The organism is Sphingomonas sp. SL1004 (genome assembly GCF_057815015.1).
In genome coordinates, this window is sequence record NZ_JBYMUX010000001.1 from 1,323,550 (window position 1) to 1,344,685 (window position 21,136).

The 21,136-nt window shown below is 65.2% G+C and carries 23 protein-coding genes and 2 tRNA genes; 8 read left to right on the plus strand and 17 right to left on the minus strand.

Annotation, left to right across the window (positions count from 1 at the left end; translation table 11 throughout):
• Positions 1 to 155 precede the first annotated feature (155 nt).
• The 13 genes from AC3D24_RS05795 to gap all read right to left on the minus strand — a co-directional run bounded on the left by AC3D24_RS05795 (position 156) and on the right by gap (position 9,409).
• The gene (locus AC3D24_RS05795; protein WP_056048515.1) at positions 156 to 968 is read right to left on the minus strand and encodes an inositol monophosphatase family protein; all 813 of its coding nucleotides are present in this window, start codon (positions 966 to 968) and stop codon (positions 156 to 158) included.
• 163 nt (positions 969 to 1,131) lie between these two features.
• Positions 1,132 to 1,695: an elongation factor P gene (efp, locus tag AC3D24_RS05800; RefSeq protein WP_093397280.1), complete on the minus strand. Its 564-nt coding sequence runs from the start codon at positions 1,693 to 1,695 to the stop codon at positions 1,132 to 1,134.
• Positions 1,696 to 1,781: 86 nt separating this feature from the next.
• A complete protein-coding gene (locus AC3D24_RS05805) occupies positions 1,782 to 2,381 on the minus strand; it encodes a M23 family metallopeptidase (protein WP_489029018.1) in 600 nt (199 codons plus the stop codon).
• 4 nt (positions 2,382 to 2,385) lie between these two features.
• The gene (locus AC3D24_RS05810) at positions 2,386 to 3,399 is read right to left on the minus strand and encodes a L,D-transpeptidase family protein (protein WP_489029020.1); all 1,014 of its coding nucleotides are present in this window, start codon (positions 3,397 to 3,399) and stop codon (positions 2,386 to 2,388) included.
• A 65-nt stretch (positions 3,400 to 3,464) separates the two neighbouring features.
• Positions 3,465 to 4,154, minus strand: a complete 690-nt coding sequence (thiE, locus tag AC3D24_RS05815) for a thiamine phosphate synthase (protein WP_489029022.1) — start codon at positions 4,152 to 4,154, stop codon at positions 3,465 to 3,467.
• On the minus strand, positions 4,151 to 4,492 hold the full coding sequence (locus tag AC3D24_RS05820) for a DUF2834 domain-containing protein (protein ID WP_489029024.1): 342 nt from the start codon (positions 4,490 to 4,492) through the stop codon (positions 4,151 to 4,153). Before AC3D24_RS05820 ends, thiE begins: the two co-directional genes overlap by 4 nt.
• An 11-nt stretch (positions 4,493 to 4,503) precedes the next feature.
• Positions 4,504 to 4,992, minus strand: a complete 489-nt coding sequence (locus tag AC3D24_RS05825) for a hypothetical protein (protein WP_489029025.1) — start codon at positions 4,990 to 4,992, stop codon at positions 4,504 to 4,506.
• Positions 4,993 to 4,998: 6 nt separating this feature from the next.
• Positions 4,999 to 5,907, minus strand: a complete 909-nt coding sequence (locus AC3D24_RS05830) for a class I fructose-bisphosphate aldolase (protein ID WP_489029027.1) — start codon at positions 5,905 to 5,907, stop codon at positions 4,999 to 5,001.
• A gap of 72 nt (positions 5,908 to 5,979) precedes the next feature.
• Positions 5,980 to 6,306 (minus strand): type II toxin-antitoxin system PemK/MazF family toxin, encoded by a 327-nt coding sequence (locus AC3D24_RS05835; RefSeq protein WP_489029029.1) that lies wholly within the window; start codon positions 6,304 to 6,306, stop codon positions 5,980 to 5,982.
• Positions 6,303 to 6,581, minus strand: a complete 279-nt coding sequence (locus tag AC3D24_RS05840; protein ID WP_489029031.1) for a hypothetical protein — start codon at positions 6,579 to 6,581, stop codon at positions 6,303 to 6,305. The genes AC3D24_RS05835 and AC3D24_RS05840 overlap by 4 nt, the downstream gene beginning before the upstream one ends.
• A gap of 41 nt (positions 6,582 to 6,622) precedes the next feature.
• Positions 6,623 to 7,813 (minus strand): phosphoglycerate kinase, encoded by a 1,191-nt coding sequence (locus AC3D24_RS05845; RefSeq protein ID WP_489029033.1) that lies wholly within the window; start codon positions 7,811 to 7,813, stop codon positions 6,623 to 6,625.
• Complete coding sequence (locus AC3D24_RS05850; protein ID WP_489033061.1) at positions 7,810 to 8,271, minus strand: MOSC domain-containing protein; 462 nt, start codon at positions 8,269 to 8,271, stop codon at positions 7,810 to 7,812. Before AC3D24_RS05850 ends, AC3D24_RS05845 begins: the two co-directional genes overlap by 4 nt.
• A gap of 127 nt (positions 8,272 to 8,398) precedes the next feature.
• Positions 8,399 to 9,409: a type I glyceraldehyde-3-phosphate dehydrogenase gene (gap, locus tag AC3D24_RS05855; protein WP_056048489.1), complete on the minus strand. Its 1,011-nt coding sequence runs from the start codon at positions 9,407 to 9,409 to the stop codon at positions 8,399 to 8,401.
• Positions 9,410 to 9,553: 144 nt separating this feature from the next.
• Here gap and AC3D24_RS05860 point away from each other — a divergent pair, with 144 nt between their 5' ends.
• From AC3D24_RS05860 to AC3D24_RS05875, 4 genes are all read left to right on the plus strand, one after another.
• Positions 9,554 to 9,748, plus strand: coding sequence for a hypothetical protein (locus AC3D24_RS05860; protein ID WP_181321090.1), 195 nt, complete (start codon positions 9,554 to 9,556; stop codon positions 9,746 to 9,748).
• Positions 9,748 to 10,056 carry a cell division protein ZapA gene (locus tag AC3D24_RS05865; RefSeq protein ID WP_056048487.1) on the plus strand — a complete coding sequence of 103 codons (309 nt, stop codon included), beginning with the start codon at positions 9,748 to 9,750 and terminating at the stop codon, positions 10,054 to 10,056. Before AC3D24_RS05860 ends, AC3D24_RS05865 begins: the two co-directional genes overlap by 1 nt.
• A gap of 204 nt (positions 10,057 to 10,260) precedes the next feature.
• On the plus strand, positions 10,261 to 10,794 hold the full coding sequence (locus AC3D24_RS05870) for a 5-formyltetrahydrofolate cyclo-ligase (RefSeq protein ID WP_489029036.1): 534 nt from the start codon (positions 10,261 to 10,263) through the stop codon (positions 10,792 to 10,794).
• On the plus strand, positions 10,791 to 10,991 hold the full coding sequence (locus AC3D24_RS05875) for a DUF2842 domain-containing protein (protein ID WP_132739963.1): 201 nt from the start codon (positions 10,791 to 10,793) through the stop codon (positions 10,989 to 10,991). Before AC3D24_RS05870 ends, AC3D24_RS05875 begins: the two co-directional genes overlap by 4 nt.
• A 283-nt stretch (positions 10,992 to 11,274) precedes the next feature.
• On the opposite strand, the gene AC3D24_RS05880 is transcribed toward AC3D24_RS05875, so the two are convergent.
• From AC3D24_RS05880 to AC3D24_RS05890, 3 genes are all read right to left on the minus strand, one after another.
• A tRNA-Asp gene (locus tag AC3D24_RS05880) sits at positions 11,275 to 11,351 on the minus strand.
• A 98-nt stretch (positions 11,352 to 11,449) separates the two neighbouring features.
• Positions 11,450 to 11,526, minus strand: a tRNA-Asp gene (locus AC3D24_RS05885).
• Between the two features lie 54 nt (positions 11,527 to 11,580).
• On the minus strand, positions 11,581 to 12,864 hold the full coding sequence (locus tag AC3D24_RS05890; RefSeq protein ID WP_489029037.1) for an AI-2E family transporter: 1,284 nt from the start codon (positions 12,862 to 12,864) through the stop codon (positions 11,581 to 11,583).
• Between the two features lie 49 nt (positions 12,865 to 12,913).
• Here AC3D24_RS05890 and glpK point away from each other — a divergent pair, with 49 nt between their 5' ends.
• Positions 12,914 to 14,398, plus strand: a complete 1,485-nt coding sequence (glpK, locus tag AC3D24_RS05895; RefSeq protein WP_489029038.1) for a glycerol kinase GlpK — start codon at positions 12,914 to 12,916, stop codon at positions 14,396 to 14,398.
• 156 nt (positions 14,399 to 14,554) lie between these two features.
• On the opposite strand, the gene AC3D24_RS05900 is transcribed toward glpK, so the two are convergent.
• A complete protein-coding gene (locus tag AC3D24_RS05900) occupies positions 14,555 to 16,258 on the minus strand; it encodes a class I adenylate-forming enzyme family protein (RefSeq protein ID WP_489033063.1) in 1,704 nt (567 codons plus the stop codon).
• 193 nt (positions 16,259 to 16,451) lie between these two features.
• Between AC3D24_RS05900 and AC3D24_RS05905 the strand changes: the two genes are divergently transcribed.
• From AC3D24_RS05905 to AC3D24_RS05915, 3 genes are all read left to right on the plus strand, one after another.
• A complete protein-coding gene (locus tag AC3D24_RS05905) occupies positions 16,452 to 17,672 on the plus strand; it encodes a serine hydrolase domain-containing protein (protein ID WP_489029039.1) in 1,221 nt (406 codons plus the stop codon).
• A gap of 106 nt (positions 17,673 to 17,778) precedes the next feature.
• Positions 17,779 to 19,809 (plus strand): 3-hydroxyacyl-CoA dehydrogenase NAD-binding domain-containing protein, encoded by a 2,031-nt coding sequence (locus AC3D24_RS05910; protein WP_489029041.1) that lies wholly within the window; start codon positions 17,779 to 17,781, stop codon positions 19,807 to 19,809.
• Positions 19,810 to 19,930: 121 nt separating this feature from the next.
• Positions 19,931 to 21,112 carry an acyl-CoA dehydrogenase family protein gene (locus AC3D24_RS05915; protein WP_489029043.1) on the plus strand — a complete coding sequence of 394 codons (1,182 nt, stop codon included), beginning with the start codon at positions 19,931 to 19,933 and terminating at the stop codon, positions 21,110 to 21,112.
• Positions 21,113 to 21,136 lie beyond the last annotated feature (24 nt).

A 21,136-nucleotide genomic window follows, 5' to 3' on the forward strand; every position in this document is an offset into this window, starting at 1 on the left:
TCGTCACCCCAGCGAAAGCTGGGGTATCCCTGTGGTAGCCGCATCGTCCGCCAGCCACGATACCCCAGCTTTCGCTGGGGTGACGGATGTGGGTAAAGTGACGCAGCTCTGTTTCGTGGCCCCTATGAGTGAACGCGCCTTCACTCCCACCCGACTTAGCGAAGTGCGCCGGCCACCAGCTTATGCAGTCGCGAATGCAGTGCGTCGTTCGCGGCGAGGAACTCGTTACGCTCCATCGCGCGATCGCCACCACGGAAGTCGGTGACGAAACCGCCAGCTTCCTTCACCAGCAACATGCCCGCCGCGACATCCCAGGGCTTCAGGTTCGATTCCCAGAAGCCGTCAAACCGGCCAGCCGCGAGCCACGCCAGATCAAGTGCCGCAGCACCCAAACGACGGATGCCCGCAACCTCAGGCGCAACCGCGCCGAAAATCCGGCTCCACTGCGCAAAGTCGCCGTGGCCGAGGAACGGGATCCCCGTGGCGATCAGCGATTCGGACAGATCACGCCGCGACGACACACGCAAACGCTGGTCGGTGAGCCATGCCCCGCGGCCCTTCTCGGCCCAGAAGCTTTCGTCGGTCAGCGGCTGATACACCAACGCCGTCGTGACCTCGCGCTTGCCGTTCGGCATCGGCTCCTCGACCGCGATCGAGATGCAGAAATGCGGGATGCCGTGGAGGAAGTTCGACGTGCCGTCGAGGGGATCGACGATGAACCGCGGCTTGTTGGGGTCACCCTCGACCTCGCCGCGCTCTTCCATCAGCATGCCCCAGTCGGGACGGGCGTGGCTGAGCTCTTCGAAGATCGTCTGCTCGGCGCGCTGGTCGGCCTGGCTGACGAAGTCGGCCGGCCCCTTGCGGCTCACCTGGAGCTGCTGGACCTCGTTGAAGTCGCGACGCAGGCGCGGCGCGGCTTTGCGGGCGGCGCGCTCGATGACGGTCATGATGCCGGAATGGCTGGGCATGGTATTCTATCTCCCCCCTCCCGCAAGCGGGAGGGGCCGGGGGTGGGCTCGCGCTATCAGCGTCGCGCGGCATCGAAATCGTTCGCGCCAGTATCGTCGCGTAACATGGAGGGCGGGTGCCCACCCCCCGGCCCCCTCCCGCAAGCGGGAGGGGGAGCAGAAATCAGTCTGCGCGACGCACGTACGTCTGCTCGTACACATCGACGACGATCCGCGTGCCCGCCCCGATATGCGGCGGCACCATCACGCGCACGCCATTTTCCAACACAGCGGGCTTGTAGCTCGACGAAGCCGTCTGCCCCTTAACAACAGCATCCGCCTCGACGATCAGCGCCTCGATCGTATCGGGCAGCTGGACCGAGATCGGCCGCTCTTCCCAGAGCTCCATCACCACGTCCATGCCGTCCTGCAGGAACGCCGCGGCGTCGCCCAGGATGTCGGCATCGAGCGAGATTTGCTCGTAATTGATCTTGTCCATGAAGGTGAGCATGTCGCCCTCGCGGAACAGGAACTGGAAGTCGACGGTCTCGAGCCGCACCTTCTCGACGCTCTCGGCGGAGCGGAAACGGATGTTGTTCTTGCGGCCGTCGATGAGGTTCTTCATCTCGACCTGCATATAGGCACCGCCCTTGCCGGGCTGGGTGTGCTGAATCTTGACGGCGCGCCAGATGCCGCCCTCATATTCAAGAATGTTGCCGGGACGAATCTCGACCGCGTTGATCTTCATGACCGATTCCTGCTGGAAAGAGCTAGGGGCCGTCCGCGAAGCTTAGCCCTGAAGCCCGGCTCTGCGGAAACCCGAAGCGGCGGGCTTTAGCGGGACGACCCCGTTCCGGCAAGCAGCGGGTACGGGTTCACGTTCTCACCCTGCCACCAACGCTCACCCGGCTGCATCTTGGTCAGCCCGAAATGGAGATGGTAATTGCCCGCCCCCGCATCGCCGGTATCGCCGACATAGCCGAGCGTATCGCCTGCCTTGACCGCCATGCCCTCACGAATTCCGGCCGCGTACCCCGCGAGGTGCGCGTAATAATAAGTCCAGCGGCGGTCGGGTGAGCGGACATAGAGCGTGATGCCGCCAAGCCCGCTCTGGAACAGCTTCTCGATTCGCCCCGGCGCGGCCGCCACGACCGGCGTGCCGCCTGCTGCCATGATATCCGTCCCGTGATGCCCGCGTAGACCGCCCCCCCGTGCGTCATTCCAGCTATCCGCGATCGCTTTCCGCGAAACGCCAACCACCGGAACGGCCAGAACTCCCAGCGTCACGGCAGCGACCTCGGGGACAGGCTCCGGCTTCCGCCAAGGCACCCGCCGCTCGATGCCGCTGCCGCCACTTCCGAACGACAGCATCGACGCGAACCCGCCGGCCACGACGACGATCAGCCCGAGAATGATCCAGAACGTCCGCGTCATCGCCTTACGCCTGGAACACGGCCTTGGTCCCCGGCTTGATCATCATCGACAATCGCGCCGCATCCCAATTGGTCAGGCGGATGCAGCCATGGCTTTCCGCACGCCCGATCGTCTCAGGGTTGGGCGTGCCGTGGATGCCGTAATGCTCCTTAGACAGGTCCATCCACACCACCCCGACCGGACCGTTCGGCCCCGGCGGGAGCATCTCCTTCTGCTGCCCCTTCTTCGCATCCCAGAACAGCGCGGGATTGAAGTGGAACTTCGGATTGTAATCCGAGCCCTTGATCGTCCACGTGCCGAGCGGCAGCGGATCATGGCTCGACCCCATCGTCGCGGAGAACTGCGCGATCAGCTTGTCGTTCGCATCGAGCACGCGGAGCACGCCGTCCGACTTGTCGACGACGACATGATCCGCCTTTGGCTGGTTCGCATCGACGTTCAGCATGGTGAGCGTCGCGATCCAATCCGGCTTCAGCTTCGGATCATAGGCACGCGACGTCGGGAGCGCGTTGGGGAACACCACCTTGGTCCCCGGCGTCAGCTTGGTCGTCGGCGAGTTCAGCGCAACGATCACCGCCGGTGTCGTGTGGAACATCTCGCCAAGCTTTTCCATGACGGTCTTGTAGCCTAGCGCGGGGAGTTCGGCCTGCTGGGCGGGATCCTTCGGGAACGGATTGACGAACGGCCCCGCCAACATTTCGGGCGTCAGCGCGACCGTCACGGTCGGCCTAGCGGCGCGGTACGGATACAGCGCCTGCAACGTCCGCGCATCGGGCTTGCCAGTGATCGGCAGTCCCTTCGATTCCTGGAACCCCTTCAACGCCGCGACCAGCGACTGCCCACCGCGACCATCGAGCACGCCTGGCCCGAATCCGAGATGATCGAGGATGACCTGGACGTGGAGAATGTTGCGGTCGAGCGGCGCCGGCGTGGTCGGCACAGTCTGCGCCAGGACAGGCGACGCCGCACCAAACAGGCATGCCGCAAGAACCGAATTTTTCATCATAAATGCCGTCATGCCCGTCATCCCAAACCGTTACGCTCCTGCATCAAACGGTCGGGACGACGGTTGTTTCCACCGGTTCAGCGCTTCGCAAGAACCTCGGCAAACGCCTTGACCGCGGCGACCTCATCGCCACCCCAGACCGAACCGGACACGGCAATGAAGTCCGCCCCGGCGGCCACCAGCGGCGCGGCATTCTCCGGCGTGATGCCACCGATGGCGACGCAAGGCATCTCGAACAGCGTCGACCACCAGGACAGGATCACCGGCTCGGCGGTATGCGTCGCGACCTTCGTCGTGGTCGGATAGAACGCACCGAACGCGACATAGTCGGCCCCGGCCTCGCCCGCTTCCATCGCCAGATGGCGACTGCCGTGACAGCTCACGCCGATCTGAGCATTGGGCCCAAGCTGGGCGCGCGCCTCACGCGGATCGCCATCGTCCTGCCCGAGATGCACGCCATCCGCGTCGAGTCGCTTGGTGAGCCCGATATCGTCGTTGACGATGAATGCGACGTCGCGCTCAGCACATATCTTCCGGAGGGGTTCACCCAGCGCGGCGGCGGCATGCTGATCGATGTCCTTCACGCGGAACTGGAACGCTGCCACCGGCCCAGCGTCGAGCGCCCGCGCCAGACGCTCGGGAAAGTCGCCCCCGACGTCCAGCGGCGACACCAGATACAGCTGGCAAGCCGGACGGCGCATGTCGCGGCGGAAATTCTCGGCGAAATTGGGATCGAGCGGGCCCAGCGGATCTTCGAATTCGGTCATGCGACACGCCCCTGCAACGCCCGCACGCGCAACGCAAGGAACAGCGGCAATCCGCACGACACGCTGACCAAGCACGTTGCGACGATCGCCACCCATCGATGACGCACGCGATCCCGCCGCCCCTCGACGATGATGAAGGGCATCAGGCCCGCCGCGGAGACGATCACATCAAGCCCAAAGAACGTTCCGATCCGCGTCGAGAACAGTTCGGCGACCAAGGCCGATCCGTCCAGACCGTGATCGCCGACCCAGGGTATCAGACGACTATACGGCACCACCAGACCGACCGCAGCCAAGGCCAGACACGCGGCGGCCAGCCTACGCGCCCGTCCGCTCATGCGTTGCGCCCTTAGACTGGGCCCCCTCCGACTAGAATGAAACGGTTCAACGCCGCGGCGAAACCGGCGGGGTCGTCCAGCCGGTGCGCAATCGTCGAGATTTTCCGCCGACCGACCGGTACCGGCTCTGCGAGATCGACCAGCGTGTTGGGGTACGCGATCAATGCCAGGTTCAACACATGGCGCTGCTTCAACGTCGCCGCGTCGCAAGATGCCCGCAATCCAAGAATTTGCGTAGTCGATACGCTGACCGATCGCAGCCGGCCGACTCGCATCAGCAACCGGTCCGCGTCCAGTAACACGGGCAAACGGCGAAACGACCGCACGGATATTACCAGCCAGACGATTCCGGACAACGTCAGTACAGCGACGACGATCGCAAACCGCGGCCACCAATGCGCCAGCAACAGATGGACCACGACCAGCTCAATGGTCGACAGCCCAATCAGCACCCAGATCATCGGGGCGATCGCCTTGTGATAAGAGAACGCCCCGATCACGGGACCTTACTCTTCGTTCTTGTAGATCCGGATGATCCGGTCGAGCATCGCCAGCGCCTCATCGCGCGGGCGCTGGAAGGTGTTGCGGCCGATGATCGAGCCGTTGCCGCCGCCATCGCGGATATCGCGCGCATCCTGGAAGATCGCGTCCTCGCCCTTCGACGCGCCACCCGAGAAGACGTTGATGCGACGCCCGGCAAAGCTCGACTGGACAACGTGCTTCACGCGGTCCGACTGCTTCGACCAATCGGTGTTCGCGTAGAGCGGCTTAGCTTCCTTCTGCTCGATATGCGCGGTCGGCAGCTTGGTCTTGATGATGTGCGCGCCGAGCAACGCCGCGATGTGCGCGGCATAGGCCCCCACGTCGAGCGCCAGTTCGCCGTCCTTGGTCAGCTCGCCACCACGCGGATACGACCAGATCACAGTCGCGATGCCAACCGACTTCGCCTCTTCGCTCAGCTCGCGGATTTCCTCGACGAGGTCGAAGAACTGGTCCGCGCCCGGATAGATCGTGAAGCCGATCGCCGCCGACCCGAGCCGCACCGCGTCCGAGACCGTCGCCGTCACCGCCTGATCGATCGTCGTCGCCCAGCTGTTCGAGCTGTTGCACTTCAGGATCGTCGGAATCTGCCCCGCGAACGTATCTGCCCCCGCTTCGAGCATCCCGAGCGGTGCCGCGTAGGCGCTGAGCCCCGCGTCGATCGCGAGCTGGTAATGGTAATGCGGGTCATACGCCGCCGGATTAACCGAGAAACTGCGCGCCGGGCCGTGCTCGAAGCCCTGGTCGACCGGCAGGATCACGAGCTTGCCGGTACCGCCGAGCTTGCCCTGCATCAGAATGCGCGCGAGGTTCGCCTTCACCGCCGAACTGGTGGCTTCATACTTGTCGAGAATGGCCTTTACGGTCGGCGTCATCGTCTTCTCCTGGTGCATAGCGTTGTTGGGGGGACTGTTAGCCGCCGCGTTCGACTGCCGCAACGCAGCGGCTCACAGATCGAGCCACCGGCGCAACGCCTGATCGATCTGCAGCATGTCCGCATCGGCGATGAAGCCGGTCGTGCGTTCGATACGATCGGCGCGGTACGTGTAGATCCAGTCGATCTCGACCTGGCTGATCGCCGTCAGGCCATTGTCGGGCGATGGTTGCACCAAGGGGCGGATCGACGACGCCACCCTGATCGCCGACGTCAGCGGGCAGAGCGTGACCTTCGGCGCATCGTCGAGCGTCGACGTTCGCTGGATCACGACGCAGGGGCGGAGCTTGCCGGCAGGCCCTGCCCCGCCGCGAACGAGTACGACGTCGCCCCGCCTCAAACCGGTGGCCCTTCCGGACCCCAGTCATAGCCTCCGTCTTCGTCGTCGAGCGCGCGTAGCCAGTCCTGCATGCTCGCATCGTGGCGGTCGAGTTCCTCGCGGGTGGTGGAGTCGGCGATCAACTTCGCCGCGCGTCTCATCTGCTGGTCGACGCTCTCGCGCTTCAAACGTTCGAGTATCCACTCGCGCGCGACGACGCTCTTGCCAAGCCCCACCGCCTTGGCGTGACGCGCAAGCTGCTCCTCGTCGTCGGTCGATAACCGGATACCCAACATCGCGCGCCTCCGTTCAACATGTTGAACATAAGCGCTGGATATCAGAGCGTCAACGCGGCGACCCCGGGCAGGTCCTTGCCCTCCATCCACTCCAGGAACGCGCCCCCTGCGGTCGAGACGAACGTGAACGCGTCCGCGACGCCCGCGTGGTTAAGCGCTGCAACCGTATCGCCACCGCCTGCGACCGAGACGAGCGAGCCGCCTTCGGTGAGGGCCGCCGCGGTCTTAGCGAGCGCGACGGTGGCCTTGTCGAACGGCACAGTCTCGAACGCGCCGAGCGGGCCGTTCCAGACCAGCGTGCGGCAGTTCTTGAGGACGTCGCCGAGCGATTCAACCGCGGCCGGGCCGACGTCGAGGATCATCTCGTCGGCGGCGACTTCGTGGACGTTGACGGTGCGCGTGGCGGGGTTCGGCTTGAACTCCTTCGCGACCACCACGTCGTACGGCAGGTGGACGGTGCAATTGGCCTTGTCGGCGGCTTCCATGATCTGCTCGCAAACGCTCGCAAGCTCATGCTCGCACAGGCTTTTGCCGACATCGACACCGCGTGCCGCAAGGAAGGTGTTGGCCATGCCGCCGCCGATGATCAGATGATCTACCTTGGTGACCAGGTGACGCAGAACGTCGAGCTTCGACGACACCTTCGCGCCACCGACAACCGCCGCGACCGGATGCTCGGGCGCACCGAGCGCCTTCTGCAGCGCGTCGAGTTCGGCTTCCATCGCGCGACCGGCGAAGGTTGGCAGGACGTGGGCAAGGCCTTCGGTCGAGGCGTGCGCGCGGTGTGCAGCGGAGAAGGCATCGTTTACGTACAGGTCGCCGAGGCTCGCGAACCGCGTCACCACTGCCGCATCGTTGGTCTCTTCGCCCCCGAAGAACCGCGTGTTCTCCAGAACCGCGATATCGCCGGGCTCCAGCGTCACGACCGCGTCTTCGGCGCCTTCCCAATCGATGTAGCGGACTTCACGGCCGAGCACTTCGCTATACGGCTTCACGACCTGCGACAGTGAGAATTCCGGGCTCGGCACGCCCTTGGGACGACCAAAATGCGCGAGGATTAGGACGATCGCGCCTTTGTCGGCAAGCTCGCCAACCGTCGCAACAGTGGCACGCAAGCGGGTATCGTCGGTGACTCGACCTTCAGCCATCGGCACGTTGAGGTCTTCACGGACGAGCACCCGCTTGCCCTGGACATCGCCCATATCGTCGAGCGTCTTGAATGGCTTGGTCATGGTTCTTCGATCCTGATCTCATCACCGACGGCAATCTTGCCGCCCATCAAAACTCGGCTACACGCCCCGCCGCGCCAGTCGGGCGTCAGCGCGGCGAACAATCCGGGCGCTAGCGCTTCCATGCGTTCGCACGGATCGGTGTGGCGCGTCACCTCCAGCACGACGTCCGCACCGATGCGGAGCCGGGTGCCGGGTATCTGGGGTAGGTCGAAGCCATCGACGAGCAGGTTCGCGCGACGTTCTTGCCAAGGGATCTCCTGGCCCACCTCGGCCATCGCCGCCGCCCAGTCGCCGCGTTCGAGCAGCGTGACCTGACGCCGGCCCTTGCCGCCGGGCTTCACATAGCCGCGGAAGTCGCCGTGCAGGCCAGCCTCGATGGTGATCTCGACATGGTCGATGACTTCCATCGGGGCTTTCGCGCGGGGGTGACGGGCAATCCCGGCGATGGTGCCCACCATCCCGAAGGCCTGAGCCACCGCCCCCTCCCCGTTCGTGTCGAGCGCAGTCGAGACACCATCTGTCACGGGAGACGACTTCTCGACTGCGCTCGAAGCGAACGGAAGAGGGAGTGCATGGATCGCGAGCTTAGATGAACTTCGCCATCGCCGTGGCGGTATCGACCATGCGGTTCGAGAACCCCCACTCATTGTCGTACCAGCTGACGACACGGACCAGCTTGCCGTCGATCACCGCGGTCTCCAGGCTGTCGATCGTCGACGACGCCGGGGTATGCTGCAGATCGATCGAAACGAGCGGCTCGTCCGACCAGTCGAGTACGCCGACCAGCGGGCCGCTCTCTGAGGCTGCCTTCAGCACCGCATTCACCTCTTCACGCGTCGTATCGCGCGACGGCGTGAAGGTCAGGTCGATCAGCGACACATCCGGCACCGGTACGCGGATCGCCGAGCCGTCGAGCTTGCCCTTCAGCTCCGGCAGCACTTCGGCAACCGCACGTGCGGCACCCGTCGTGGTCGGGATCATCGACATCGCCGCAGCACGCGCGCGACGCAGGTCGGGGTGGATCTGGTCGAGGATCTTCTGGTCGTTGGTGTAGGCGTGCACGGTCGTCATCAGGCCGCGCTCGATGCCGATCGCATCGTTCAGCACCTTGGCGACGGGCGCGAGGCAGTTGGTGGTGCACGACGCGTTCGAGACAATCGTGTGCTCGGCGGTCAGCTTGTCGTGGTTGACGCCGTAGACGACCGTCAGGTCGACGTTCTTGCCGGGCGCCGAGATCAGCACCTTCTTGGCACCCGCGTCGAGATGCTTCTGGCAGCTCGCCTTGTCGGTGAAGAAGCCGGTGCATTCGAGGACGATGTCGACGCCCAGCTCGGCGTGCGGCAGATTGGCGGGGTCACGCTCGGCGGTGACGCGGATGCGCTTGCCGTCGACGACCAGCTCGTTGCCCTCGGCCGAAACCTCGCCCGGATACTTGCCGTGGACGCTGTCGCGCTTGAACAGCCAGGCGTTCGACTTCGCATCGCCGAGATCGTTGATCGCGACGAGTTCGAGTGCGCCGTTCGACTGTTCGAGTACCGCACGGGCGACGAGACGGCCGATGCGCCCGAAACCGTTGATCGCAACCTTGACCGTCATTGCTGTCTCTCCGCTACGCCCGCGAGTCCGTTCCGGGCGCGCAGCCTTTGCGGGGCGGTGGGGCGCCCTGTCAACACCGTGGATGGTGATGGGTTTCGCCTAAACCGACTTGTCGCACCCCCCGTCCATGCTATCTCGCATGGCATGTCAGAAACACTTCCCGACGGACCAACTGCCGTCGAACGGATCGACGCCGCGATCGCACGGATCGAATCCGCCATTGCAGCCCGCACCGAAGCCGGCGACGCGCTCGCCAAGCGCCACGCCGCCCTCAAGGCGCGGATGGCCGAAGCCGTCGCCGCGCTCGACGACGTCATCACGCGTGGGAGCCCCAACTGATGGCCCAGGTCATGCTCGATATCGGCGGTCGTCCCCACGCCGTCGCCTGCCGTGACGGCGAAGAGTCGCGCGTGCGCCTGCTGGGCGCAATGGTCGCCGAACGCTGGGCCACTGCGGACCGGGCGGCGGGCGGTCTCAGCGCCGAGCGCGCGATGTTGTTCGTCGCGCTGATGCTCGCCGACGACCTCGACGAAGCCGCGCATCGCCCACCAGAAGGTTCGGCGGTCAGCGAGATCGCACTTACCCGGATCGCAGATCGTCTCGAAGGGCTCGCGCAAGCCCTTGAGCTTAGCCCGCCCAACGCCTAGATTGGCTGTGGCGGGTTCTGCCCGGTACGAGCCTTTATTATCCCTGAGGCTATTCATCATCCATAGGGGGCTGTCCCTGTTAGGATCCTGGTCCGAAGCACATGGTCCCCACCTGACGTACCGTGCGTCAGTGGATAACCCGGCACACGGCCATGGTGGGCCCGCCACACCACCCTCTTCCCCCTATCTCAGGGTCACAAGCGCATGACCGACAAGAGCGCGCTGAGAGCCTCGCTCCGCGCCGCGCGGGAAGCCCGCCCGCTGATCGAGCTTCCGGTGCCGTCGGCGTTTCTGGCACGGCTGAAACCCGGACTGACGGTCGCCTCCTATGTCCCGTTCGGGGGCGAAGCGGATCCCTCGCCCTTCGCGCGCGCCGCCGTCGATGCCGGATGCGTGATCGCCCTGCCCCATGTCGTGCGCCGTTCGCTGCCGATGCGATTCCTGTCCTGGGCGACCGAGGCGGCGCTGATCGCAGGTCCATTCGGACTGCACCAGCCCGCCGAAGATGCGGCCGAACTCGAACCCGACATCATCCTGACGCCGCTCGTCGGCTTCGATCGGAGCGGCAACCGGATCGGCCAGGGCGCCGGCTATTACGACCGCGCCTTCCTCGCGCACCCGAACGCGTGGCGCGTCGGGGTTGCGTTGTCGGTGCAGGAAGTCGACACGCTGACGCCCGACCCGTGGGACATCCCACTCCACGCCATCGCCACCGAATCAGACTGGATCACGCCATGACGCCAACCTGGCGCAAACCCGTCGGGATGCTCGGCATCCTGCTCCTGATCCTGGTGTGGTGCGTGGCCATCGTCAGCCTGTCGAACATCGTCGGCAGCTGGCACTGGCTGGCGCAACTGGTGTTCTACCTGTTCACCGGCCTGATCTGGATAGCACCGCTGAAGCCGGTCCTACGCTGGATGGAACTCGGGCGGTAGAGCCTGCAGTCTCCCTGAACCGATGCGCTCCGCCGCCCCCTCCCTCGTTCGTCCTGAGTAGCCACCGAGTAGTCGCCGTAGGCGGCGTATCGAGAGGGCGTATCGAAGGACAGGTTGGCGCGCGGAACCCATGCTTTGATACGAGCCCTCGATACGCTTCTTACGAAGCTACTCGGTCTCTACTCAGCACGAACGGTATGTGGGGGTTATCATGACCTAAGGCGGCCGGACGGAATGCTCTCAGCATCCAAAATCTATAAGGATCACGCTCACCCCATAAGGGTGGCGCGAGTGACGGGACTCGAACCCGCGACCTCCGGCGTGACAGGCCGGCGCTCTAACCAACTGAGCTACACCCGCATTCCCAATGACGAACCCTAGCGCCCCAAGGGACACAGCGGAAGGCTCGTCAAAACCTCAACACTATCTCGAACCATCTACCCGGTCAGGGCAAACGATGGCGCGAGTGACGGGACTCGAACCCGCGACCTCCGGCGTGACAGGCCGGCGCTCTAACCAACTGAGCTACACCCGCTGAAACAGCGTGGAGGCGGCAACTAGGCGAGGGTTCGGATACCGTCAACCCAAATTATCCGCCAGTTTCACGTTGTGGCTCGGGTGGGTCGCCACGACGGCGATTTCGCCCGGTTTTGGGCTGCACCAGCGTCCCGTGCTCGAACAGGAACCCGGCGATATCGGGCTTGCCAGCCGCCCCCAGCACGGTCTGGATGATGATCAGCAGCGGTACCGCCAGCAATGCCCCCGACGTGCCCCAGACCCATCCCCAGAAGCTCAGAGAGATCAGGATCAGCAGCGGGCTGATCGTCAGCCGGTGCCCGACGACGAACGGCGTAATCGCGTTCGCCTCGATCAGGTGCAGGCCGTACATCACCGCGGGCGGCAGCATCGCCATCCAGATGTCCGAGAACGTCATCAGCCCGCCCAGCGCGAGTAGGAACGCCCCGATCACCGGCCCGAAATACGGGATGTAGTTGAGCAGCGCGACGATCCCGCCCCACATCGCCGGATACGGCATGCCGATGAACCACAGCGCGGTCCCGGTGACGATCCCGAGCACGATGTTGATGAGGGTAATCGTCCCGAGATAGGCCGACACGTCGTCGACGATATCCTGGATGACGCGCGCCGTCGCCATCGCCCCATCAAAGCTGGTCCGCCCGGTGATCGTCTGGCGCCGCATCCGCGTCCACCCCGACAGGAAGAAGAACACGATCAGCACCCCGAACAGGAACTGGACGATGACGGCGGGAGCCGACGTCGCGGCGAGCTCGAGGATCGATCCCGGCGCGGCGACGCCTGCGGTCGCGGGCTGCTTGATCGGCGTCGAGGCGACCTGGCGCAGCGTCTTGTTCACGTATTTCTCGAGGCTCGAATACAGATCGAGCAGCGGCGCGAGGTTGCTCTGGATCCGATCCAGCCGGGTCGGCAGCAGCCGGAAGAAATCGGTCGCCGGGACGAGGATCGCAGCGATCGCGATGTTCGCGGCGATCAGGAAGACCAGGATGCACAGGATCGCGGCGAGCGGTGACGGCACATGCCGCCGCTCCAGCCATTCGAGAACCGGCACGAGCGCGACCGAGATCACCAGTGCAATGGTAAGCGGGAGGAAAAACTCGGCCCCCGATTTCAGCGCGAACGGGATGGCAAGGATCAGCCCGACACCCGCCGTCAGCGTCAATGCGGCCAGCAACCGGTCGCGGCGCTGCGCGATCCGCATCGCATCCTCGACCCCGACCGCGATCGGCAGCCCGAACGCACTCTCGACCGGCGGGCCTTCCGCAACCGCATCGCCCCCGTCCTGCGACTGGTTCGGTTCCTGGCGAAGACCCTCGTCCCTCATGGCGTCCGACATGACATTTTCCTTTGTTCCCCCATCCCGTAATCGTGGCTAGCATTCAAGCATGCCAGACCATGCTTCCGATCTAATTCTCGTCATCGACGAAGGCACTACGTCCACCCGCGCCATGCTGTTCGCGACCGACGGCCGCTGCATCGCCAGCGAAGCTCGCGCGCTCGACCAAGCCTATCCGCGCGCGGGCTGGGTCGAGCACGACGCCGCCGAGATCTGGCGCAAGACGCTTCGGGTGACCGCGGCGATGGTCGCGCAGGCGGGCGGTGCGCACCGAATCGCCGGGATCGGCATCACCAACCAGCGCGAGACGATCGTCTTCTGGGACCGCGAGACCGGCGAACCTCTTGCCCCGGCGATCGTCTGGCAGGATCGCCGGACCGCCGCGACCTGCCGCGACCTCCGCGAGCAAGGCCATGAGGCAGAGGTTCAGGCCAAGACCGGCTTGTTGCTCGATCCGTATTTCTCGGCGTCGAAGATCGGCTGGGCCATGCGGGAATGGCCGCAACTGGCCGCAGCAGGCACGCGCCTTGCGATCGGCACGGTGGACAGTTGGTTGATCTGGAAACTGACCGGCGGGCTGCACGTCACCGACGCCACCAACGCCTCGCGGACCGCGCTGATGGACGTGCACACGGGCGACTGGGACGACGCGCTCTGCGCGCTGTTCGGCGTACCACGCGCGGCATTGCCCGAAATCGTCGATTGCGCCGGCCGATTCGGCGAGACGACGGCGTTCGGCGCGGCGATCCCGATCTGCGGTATCGCCGGCGACCAGCAGGCGGCCGCGATCGGTCAGTCCTGCCTAGCCCCCGGCCAGACCAAGGCGACGTTCGGGACGGGTGCGTTCATCCTTACGCATGCCGGCCCGACGCCGCCGACTTCGGGGCATCGGATGTTGTCGACTGTCGCGTGGCAGTTGGACGGCGAACGGGCCTATGCGCTGGAGGGATCGGTGTTCGTTGCCGGCAGCCTTGTCCAGTGGCTCCGCGACACGCTCGGTCTGATCGGCACCGCCGCGGAGACGGAGACGCTCGCGCGGAGCGTGCCGGACAATGGTGGCGTGTACTTGGTGCCGGCGCTGAGCGGCCTTGGCGCACCGTGGTGGGAACCGGATGCGCGCGCGAGTATCTCGGGACTGAGCTTCGCCACCGGCAAGGCGCACGTGGCCCGCGCGGCGCTGGAGGCGATGGCGTACCAGGCGCATGACCTGAAGACCGCCTTCGCCGCCGACGGCATCGACTGGCAAAGCCTGCGGATCGACGGCGGCATGGTCGCCAACGACTGGATGGCGCAGGACATGGCGGACCTGCTAGGAATCAAGGTCGAGCGCCCGAAATTTGCGGAGACGACCGCACTGGGCGCCGCGATGCTGGCTGGCGTCGGCGCGGGCGTGTTCGCCGGGCTTGAGGAGGCCACCGCAATGCGCGGCGATGTCGAGACGTTCGTGCCATCGCTCGGCGAGGACGAGCGGCAGGCGCGACTGGCGGGGTGGAAAACGGCCGTGGATGCGGTGGTGGCTGGGGCTAAAGCCTAGCTGCTTGTGCGTACCACACCGGCGAAGGCCGGGGCTCAATTGGGGGACGCTTCTGGTTAAGGACGGCGTATCGTTACTGCGGCCTTTCCAATTGGACCCCGGCCTTCGCCGGGGAGGCGCGCGATGCGAATGATGATCGCTCCTATGCAAAGACCCTCAGGCCATAGCCACCCGATCCTCGAACAACACCTGCAAGTCCTTTTTCAGGATCTTCCCGTTCGCATTCCTCGGCAGCGTCTCATGCACGAACCGCACCGCGACCGGCGTCTTGAACGCCGCCAGATGCTGGCGGACCCAGCCCTGCAACTCCGCCTCGGTCGTCACCGCGCCGGGCGCGAGATGCACCACCGCCGCCGGCTCCTCGCCGAGAATCCGGTGCGGGATACCGATCAAGGCGGCGTCGGTCACCGCGGGGTGTGCGTAGAGGACGTTCTCGACTTCGCTGGAGTAGATGTTCTCGCCACCGCGGATGATCATGTCTTTGGCGCGATCGACGATATAGCAGAATCCTTCATCGTCGAGGCGGGCCAGGTCGCCGGTTCGGACCCAGCCGTCGACGAACGTCGCCGCGGTCGCGTCCGGCTTGTTCCAATAACCCTTCACGATCATCGGCCCGCGCGCCCAGAGTTCGCCGACCTCGCCCAGCGGCATCTCGGTCACGCCGTCGTCCGCCATGATCTTCAGGTCGGCGGCCGCGACCGGCGGCCCCGCGCTGGTCGGGCGGTTGAGGTAATCCTCCCCGCCGTGATGCGTGACAGTCGCCATCGTCTCGGTCATGCCCCAGCCATTGCCGGGCATCGCGCCGAACTCGGCATGGATGCGCTTCACCAGTTCGGGCGCGGCGGGCGCGCCACCGTAAGCGATCGATTCGAGTGACGAGAGATCGTATTTCTCGCGGTCCGGATGCTCCAGCAACTGCCACGCGATCGTCGGCACACCGCCAGTGACGTTGACCTTCTCCCGCTCGATGATCTCCATCGCGCGGATCGTGTCCCATTTTCGCATGAAGATCATCGTGCTGCCGGTCGCGATCACGCCCATCATGCCGGCCGAGCAGGCGGTGACGTGGAACAGCGGGATCACCGTCAGCGTCACGCGCGGCGTCGGTTCGGGCGGTGCCTCGCCGCGCCGCAGGAACGAGCGCGCCGACGAATAACCGCCCGACAGGATGTTCGACATCATGTTGCGGTGCGTGCCGAGTGCCCCCTTGGGTGCGCCGGTGGTGCCGCTGGTGTAGAAGATCGTCGCATCGTCGTCGGGTGCGATCGTCGCGTCGGGCAAGCCGACATCAGGCAACGCAGCCCAGTCGTGCGGCGTCCCGATCACGTCCTCCAGCCGCGTGACGATCCCCGCCAGCGGCTCCGCGGCCCGCGCGACAAACACGTGCTCCAGCGCCGGCAGCGTCGCGTACGCCGCCTCCAGCCGATGATGCCGCTCGTCATCGGTAATCAGCACGCGCGCGCCCGAATCGGCGAGACCGTATTCCATCTCGGCGCCGGTCCACCACGCGTTGAGCGGCACCATGATCGCGCCGATGCTCGCGCCAGCAAAGAACGCGACCGGCCATTCGGGCAGGTTGCGCATCGCCAGCGCGACGCGGTCCCCGGGACCGATCCCCATCTCGCGCAACCGGTGCGCCAGTACCGCGATCGCGCGAAAGTTCGCCTCGTAGGTGACGCGCTCGTCCTCATACGCGGTGAACACCCGGTCGCCATGCGCGCGTGCCGCCTCGGCCAGCCATCTGAGCGACGGCGGCGCGTTCTTCCAGATGCGCGTCGCGATTCCGTCGATCGTGATCGTCTCCATCTCGAATTTCGCGCCGGGTGCGGTCAGCATTCGCTCGGCATCGGCGAGCGACATCGCCGGCCAGGAGGGATCGAGTGCGATGATCGGTTCGCTTGCCAAGACCGGTTGACTCCAGAGTTGAATTTCGGGTTTGGCTTATCGCCTGTTCGAAGACAGGTTATAGTTGATTCCTGCCGCACTCAAGGCAATAGAGGCACCAAGTTCGAACTAGGGGTATGGAGCGGGTCATGACACGGACGGTCGAATCGTGAAAATCGCTGAACCTACCGCGCACGGCTTCGATGCGAGCCGGTTGGCGGCGATCGATACGCTGCTCCGCACGCGCTACATCGATTCGGGCAAGCTGCCGAACGCGCAATTGCTGATCGCGCGCGACGGCGAGATCGTCCATTTCTCGAACGCGGGCGCGGCGCGCGAAGGCGGCAAGGCGATAGACGAGGGATCGCTGTTCCGGATCGCGTCGATGACCAAGCCGATCACCTCGGTCGCGTTCATGATGCTGGTCGAGCAGGGCCTCGTCGCGGTCGATACGCCGGTCCACCACGTGCTGCCCGAGTTCAAGGATATCGGCGTCTATGATGGCGGCGGTGGCGGCGTGCCGTTCGTGACCAGGCCGACGGCCGAGCCGATGCGGATGATCGACCTTCTCCGCCACACCTCAGGGCTGACCTATAGTTTCCAGAACCGCTCGAACGTCGATGCCGCCTACCGCGAGGGCAAGATCGAAGGTTGGCATGGTGGGTATGACCTCGACGGGTTCATCGGCGCGCTGGCGAAGGTCCCGCTCGAATTCTCGCCCGGCACCGCGTGGAATTATTCGGTCGCGACCGACGTGCTCGGCGCGGTCGTGCAGCGCGTGTCGGGCCTGCCGCTCGACCAGTTCTTCAAAGAACGCATCTTCGCGCCACTTAAGATGGACGACACCTTCTTCCAGGTCCCCGCCGACAAGCTCGACCGGTTGACCGATTGCTACACGCTCGCGCCGGGCAAGGGCCGCGTGATGTACGATCGCGGCGCGGAGAGCGCGTGGAGTCGGCAGCCGAAGCTAGTGTCCGGCGGCGGCGGGCTCGTCTCGACCGCGCTCGATTACCACCGGTTCAACACGATGCTGCTGAACGGCGGCGAACTTGACGGCGCGCGCATTCTCGGGCGCAAGACGCTCGACCTGATGACGCAGAACCACCTGCCGGGAAAATCGGATCTCGCGGCGATGTCGAAGTCGCTGTTCAGCGAGGCGTCCAACGCGGGCACCGGCTTCGGGCTCGGGTTCGCGATCACCGACGACGTCGCGAAGACGATGGTGCCGGGGTCGAAGGGCGAGTTCTACTGGGGCGGGATGTTCTCGACCGCGTTCTTCGTCGACCCCGTCGAGCGCCTGTCGATGGTGTTCATGACGCAGCTTTCCCCGAGCAGTTTCTATCCCATCCGCCGCGAACTGAAGACGATGATCTACGCGGCGATGACCTGATCCACGCATACGAATTTACCCCGTCACCCCAGCGAAAGCTGGGGTCTCCCGGTTACGAGGAGATACCAGCTTCCGCTGGCATGACGTTCAAATCACAGGAGACTCTATGACTTCGCCGATCCGCACCGAACGCCATGACGACGTGCTCGTCATCATCTCGAACAACCCTCCCGTCAACGCGCTCGGCGCCGCGGTCCGGCAGGGCCTCGAAGCGGCGATCAAGGAAGGCGTGAACGACGACAGCATCACCGCGATGGTGATCCGCTGCGACGGCCGCACGTTCTTCGCGGGCGCCGACATCACTGAGTTCGGCAAGGAAATGGTCGAGCCCGGCCTGCCCACCGTCGTCGACATGATCGAGGCCTCGTCGAAGCCCGTCGTCGCGGCGATCCACGGCACCGCGCTAGGCGGCGGGTGCGAGGTCACACTCGGCTGCCATTACCGCGTCGCCGTTCCGTCGGCGAAGATCGGCACGCCCGAGGTGAAGCTCGGCCTGCTCCCCGGCGCTGGCGGCACGCAGCGTATTCCGCGCATCGCCGGCGTGAAGCTCGCGCTGGAAATGACCGCGAAGGGCGATCCGATCTCGGCCAAGAAGGCGCTCGACGCCGGCCTGATCGACAAGATCGTCGGCGAGGACTCGCTCGAAGCCGATGCCGTCGCGTTTGCGCGCGAGATCGCGACCAAGCGCCCCCTGCCCCGCGCGTCCGAGAAGACGGCGCAGGCCGATTCCGACGCGGTCGCCGCGTTCAAAAAAGAGAATGCGCGTCGTTTCCGTAACTTCGACGCGCCGGCCGCCAATATCGCCTGCGTCGAGAAGGCTGCCGACGGCTCCAGCTTCGAAGAGGGCATCGCGTTCGAACGCCGGGAATTCATGAAGCTGATGACCGGCGTGCAGTCCGCCGCACAGCGCCACATCTTCTTCGCCGAGCGTCAAGCCGCCAAGATCGACGACGTCCCCGCCGACACCAAGCTTCGCGAGATCAAGCGCGTCGGCGTGATCGGCGCGGGCACGATGGGCGGCGGCATCTCGATGAACTTCCTGTCCGCGGGCATCCCCGTGACGATCGTCGAAATGCAGCAGGAGGCACTCGACCGCGGCACCGGCGTCGTGCGCAAGAACTACGAGGCGACCGCCGCCAAGGGCCGGATCAAGCCCGAGCAGGTCGAGCAGGCGATGGGCGCGCTGAAGCCGACGCTCGATTTCGCCGATCTGGCCGAGTGCGACCTGATCATCGAGGCGGTGTACGAGACGATGGAGGTGAAGAAGGAGATCTTCACCAAGCTCGATGCGATCGCCAAGCCGGGTGCGATCCTGGCGTCGAACACCTCGTATCTCGACATCGATGCGATCGCGGCGTGCACCAAGCGGCCCGAGGACGTGGTCGGGATGCACTTCTTCTCGCCCGCCAACGTGATGAAATTGCTCGAGGTTGTGCGCGGCGACAAGACCGCGGACGACGTGCTGGCGACCGTCATGGCGCTCGCGAAGAAGATCAAGAAGGTCGCCGTGGTGGCGGGCGTCACCTACGGGTTCATTGGCAACCGGATGCTGATGCCGCGTCAGGTCGAGGCGACCAAGCTGTTGCTGGAGGGCGCGAGCCCCGAGCAGATCGACAAGGTGCATGTCGCGTTCGGGATGCCGATGGGGCCGTTCCAGATGAGCGACCTCGCCGGCGTCGACATCGGCTGGCACCGCGATCCGAGCCGGATCGAGAACATCCGCGATGCGCTCGCGGCGGAGAATCGCTGGGGCCAGAAGACCAAGGCGGGTTTCTACGATTACGACGAGAAGCGGACGCCGTCGAACTCTGCGCGCGTCACCGAGATCATCGACGACTTCCGCAAGAAATCGGGCGTGACGCCGCGCGAGATCAGCGACGAGGAGATCGTCGTGCGGACGCTCTACACGATGGTCAACGAAGGCGCGCTGATCCTCGAAGAGGGCAAGGCGCAGCGGGCGTCGGACGTCGATGTGGTCTGGATCTATGGGTACGGCTGGCCGGTGTACCGCGGCGGGCCGATGTTCTGGGCGCAGTCCGAGGGCTTGCCGAAGGTCGTGGCGGGCCTCGAGAAATACGGGTTCACCGTTGCGAAGTCGCTGAAAGATGCAGCCGCAACCGGCGGTAAAATCAGGTAACTTCTACTCCCTCTCCCCTCCGGGGAGAGGGCGGGGGTGAGGGGCGCCGCGAGCGTTGCCCTACCCATCAGCCCCTCACCCCGACCCTCTCCCCGCAGGGGAGAGGGAGAAAGGATTTAACATGACCGACCTCGACACCTTCCGTGACCAAACCCGCGCCTGGCTCGCGGAGAATTGCCCGCCCGAGATGCGCAAGCCGGTGCGCTCGGAGGACGACGTCTGCTGGGGCGGACGTCAGTTCAAGCCTTCGAGCCCTGCGCAGAAGGAGTGGCTCGACAAGATGGCGGCCAAGGGCTGGACCGTGCCGGATTGGCCCAAGGCGTATGGCGGCGGTGGCCTGTCACCCGCAGAGACGAAGATCCTGCGCGAAGAGATGGCGGCAATAAAGGCACGCAACCCGCTCAATTCGTTCGGTATTTCTATGCTCGGGCCGGCTTTGCTCAAATACGGCACCGAGGAGCAGAAGCTCGATCACCTGACCACGATCGCGCGCGGCGAAATCCGCTGGTGCCAGGGGTATTCGGAGCCGAATGCGGGGTCCGATCTTGCCGGGCTCGCGACCTCGGCGGAGGACAAGGGCGATCATTATCTCGTCAACGGCCAGAAAGTGTGGACGTCCTATGCCGACAAGGCGGACTGGATCTTCTGCCTGGTCCGTACCGACAAGACGTCGAAGCAGGGCGGGATCAGCTTCGTGCTGTTCGACATGGCCTCGCCGGGCGTCTCGACCAAGCCGATCCTGCTGATCAGCGGCAATTCGCCGTTCTGCGAGACGTTCTTCGACAATGTCGAGGTGCCAAAGGTCAACCGCGTCTACGAGGAGAACAAGGGCTGGGACGTCGCGAAATACCTGCTCGGGCACGAGCGCGAGATGATTTCCGGGATGGGTCTCGCGTCGAGCGGCGGCAACCCGTTGATCGACGGGGCGATCGCGACCGTTGGGCTTGGGCATGACGGGCGGCTGGCCGATCCGCTGCTGCGCGCGTCGATCGCGCTATTCGAGGTCCGCGCGAAGGCGTTCGGGGCGATGTCCGAGCGGTTCATCGACGAGCTGAAGGCGGGCAAGGCGCATCCGGCGCAGCCGAGCATGATGAAATATTACGGGACCGAGCTGAACAAGGGTCGGTACGAACTGATGATGGCGGCGGGCGGCTCGGACGCGCTCGAATGGGACAGCGAGCGGTCGCGCGGCGGGGCGATCCCGCGGTCGTGGCTACGGACCAAGGCGAACTCGATCGAGGGCGGGACCAGCGAGATCCAGCTCAACATCATCGCCAAGCGGATCTTGGAACTGCCGGCGTAATGCGACGCTGATCACGCACGTCAC

Bases quoted from the DNA above. Each gene is read 5' to 3' on its own strand.
- AC3D24_RS05795 (WP_056048515.1), bottom strand. From the start codon at position 968: ATGCCCAGCCATTCCGGCATCATGACCGTCATCGAGCGCGCCGCCCGC.
- efp (WP_093397280.1), bottom strand. From the start codon at position 1,695: ATGAAGATCAACGCGGTCGAGATTCGTCCCGGCAACATTCTTGAATAT.
- AC3D24_RS05805 (WP_489029018.1), bottom strand. From the start codon at position 2,381: ATGACGCGGACGTTCTGGATCATTCTCGGGCTGATCGTCGTCGTGGCC.
- AC3D24_RS05810 (WP_489029020.1), bottom strand. From the start codon at position 3,399: ATGACGGCATTTATGATGAAAAATTCGGTTCTTGCGGCATGCCTGTTT.
- thiE (WP_489029022.1), bottom strand. From the start codon at position 4,154: ATGACCGAATTCGAAGATCCGCTGGGCCCGCTCGATCCCAATTTCGCC.
- AC3D24_RS05820 (WP_489029024.1), bottom strand. From the start codon at position 4,492: ATGAGCGGACGGGCGCGTAGGCTGGCCGCCGCGTGTCTGGCCTTGGCT.
- AC3D24_RS05830 (WP_489029027.1), bottom strand. From the start codon at position 5,907: ATGACGCCGACCGTAAAGGCCATTCTCGACAAGTATGAAGCCACCAGT.
- AC3D24_RS05840 (WP_489029031.1), bottom strand. From the start codon at position 6,581: ATGTTGGGTATCCGGTTATCGACCGACGACGAGGAGCAGCTTGCGCGT.
- AC3D24_RS05845 (WP_489029033.1), bottom strand. From the start codon at position 7,813: ATGACCAAGCCATTCAAGACGCTCGACGATATGGGCGATGTCCAGGGC.
- AC3D24_RS05850 (WP_489033061.1), bottom strand. From the start codon at position 8,271: ATGGTGGGCACCATCGCCGGGATTGCCCGTCACCCCCGCGCGAAAGCC.
- gap (WP_056048489.1), bottom strand. From the start codon at position 9,409: ATGACGGTCAAGGTTGCGATCAACGGTTTCGGGCGCATCGGCCGTCTC.
- AC3D24_RS05860 (WP_181321090.1), top strand. From the start codon at position 9,554: ATGTCAGAAACACTTCCCGACGGACCAACTGCCGTCGAACGGATCGAC.
- AC3D24_RS05865 (WP_056048487.1), top strand. From the start codon at position 9,748: ATGGCCCAGGTCATGCTCGATATCGGCGGTCGTCCCCACGCCGTCGCC.
- AC3D24_RS05870 (WP_489029036.1), top strand. From the start codon at position 10,261: ATGACCGACAAGAGCGCGCTGAGAGCCTCGCTCCGCGCCGCGCGGGAA.
- AC3D24_RS05875 (WP_132739963.1), top strand. From the start codon at position 10,791: ATGACGCCAACCTGGCGCAAACCCGTCGGGATGCTCGGCATCCTGCTC.
- AC3D24_RS05890 (WP_489029037.1), bottom strand. From the start codon at position 12,864: ATGTCGGACGCCATGAGGGACGAGGGTCTTCGCCAGGAACCGAACCAG.
- glpK (WP_489029038.1), top strand. From the start codon at position 12,914: ATGCCAGACCATGCTTCCGATCTAATTCTCGTCATCGACGAAGGCACT.
- AC3D24_RS05900 (WP_489033063.1), bottom strand. From the start codon at position 16,258: ATGTCGCTCGCCGATGCCGAGCGAATGCTGACCGCACCCGGCGCGAAA.
- AC3D24_RS05910 (WP_489029041.1), top strand. From the start codon at position 17,779: ATGACTTCGCCGATCCGCACCGAACGCCATGACGACGTGCTCGTCATC.
- AC3D24_RS05915 (WP_489029043.1), top strand. From the start codon at position 19,931: ATGACCGACCTCGACACCTTCCGTGACCAAACCCGCGCCTGGCTCGCG.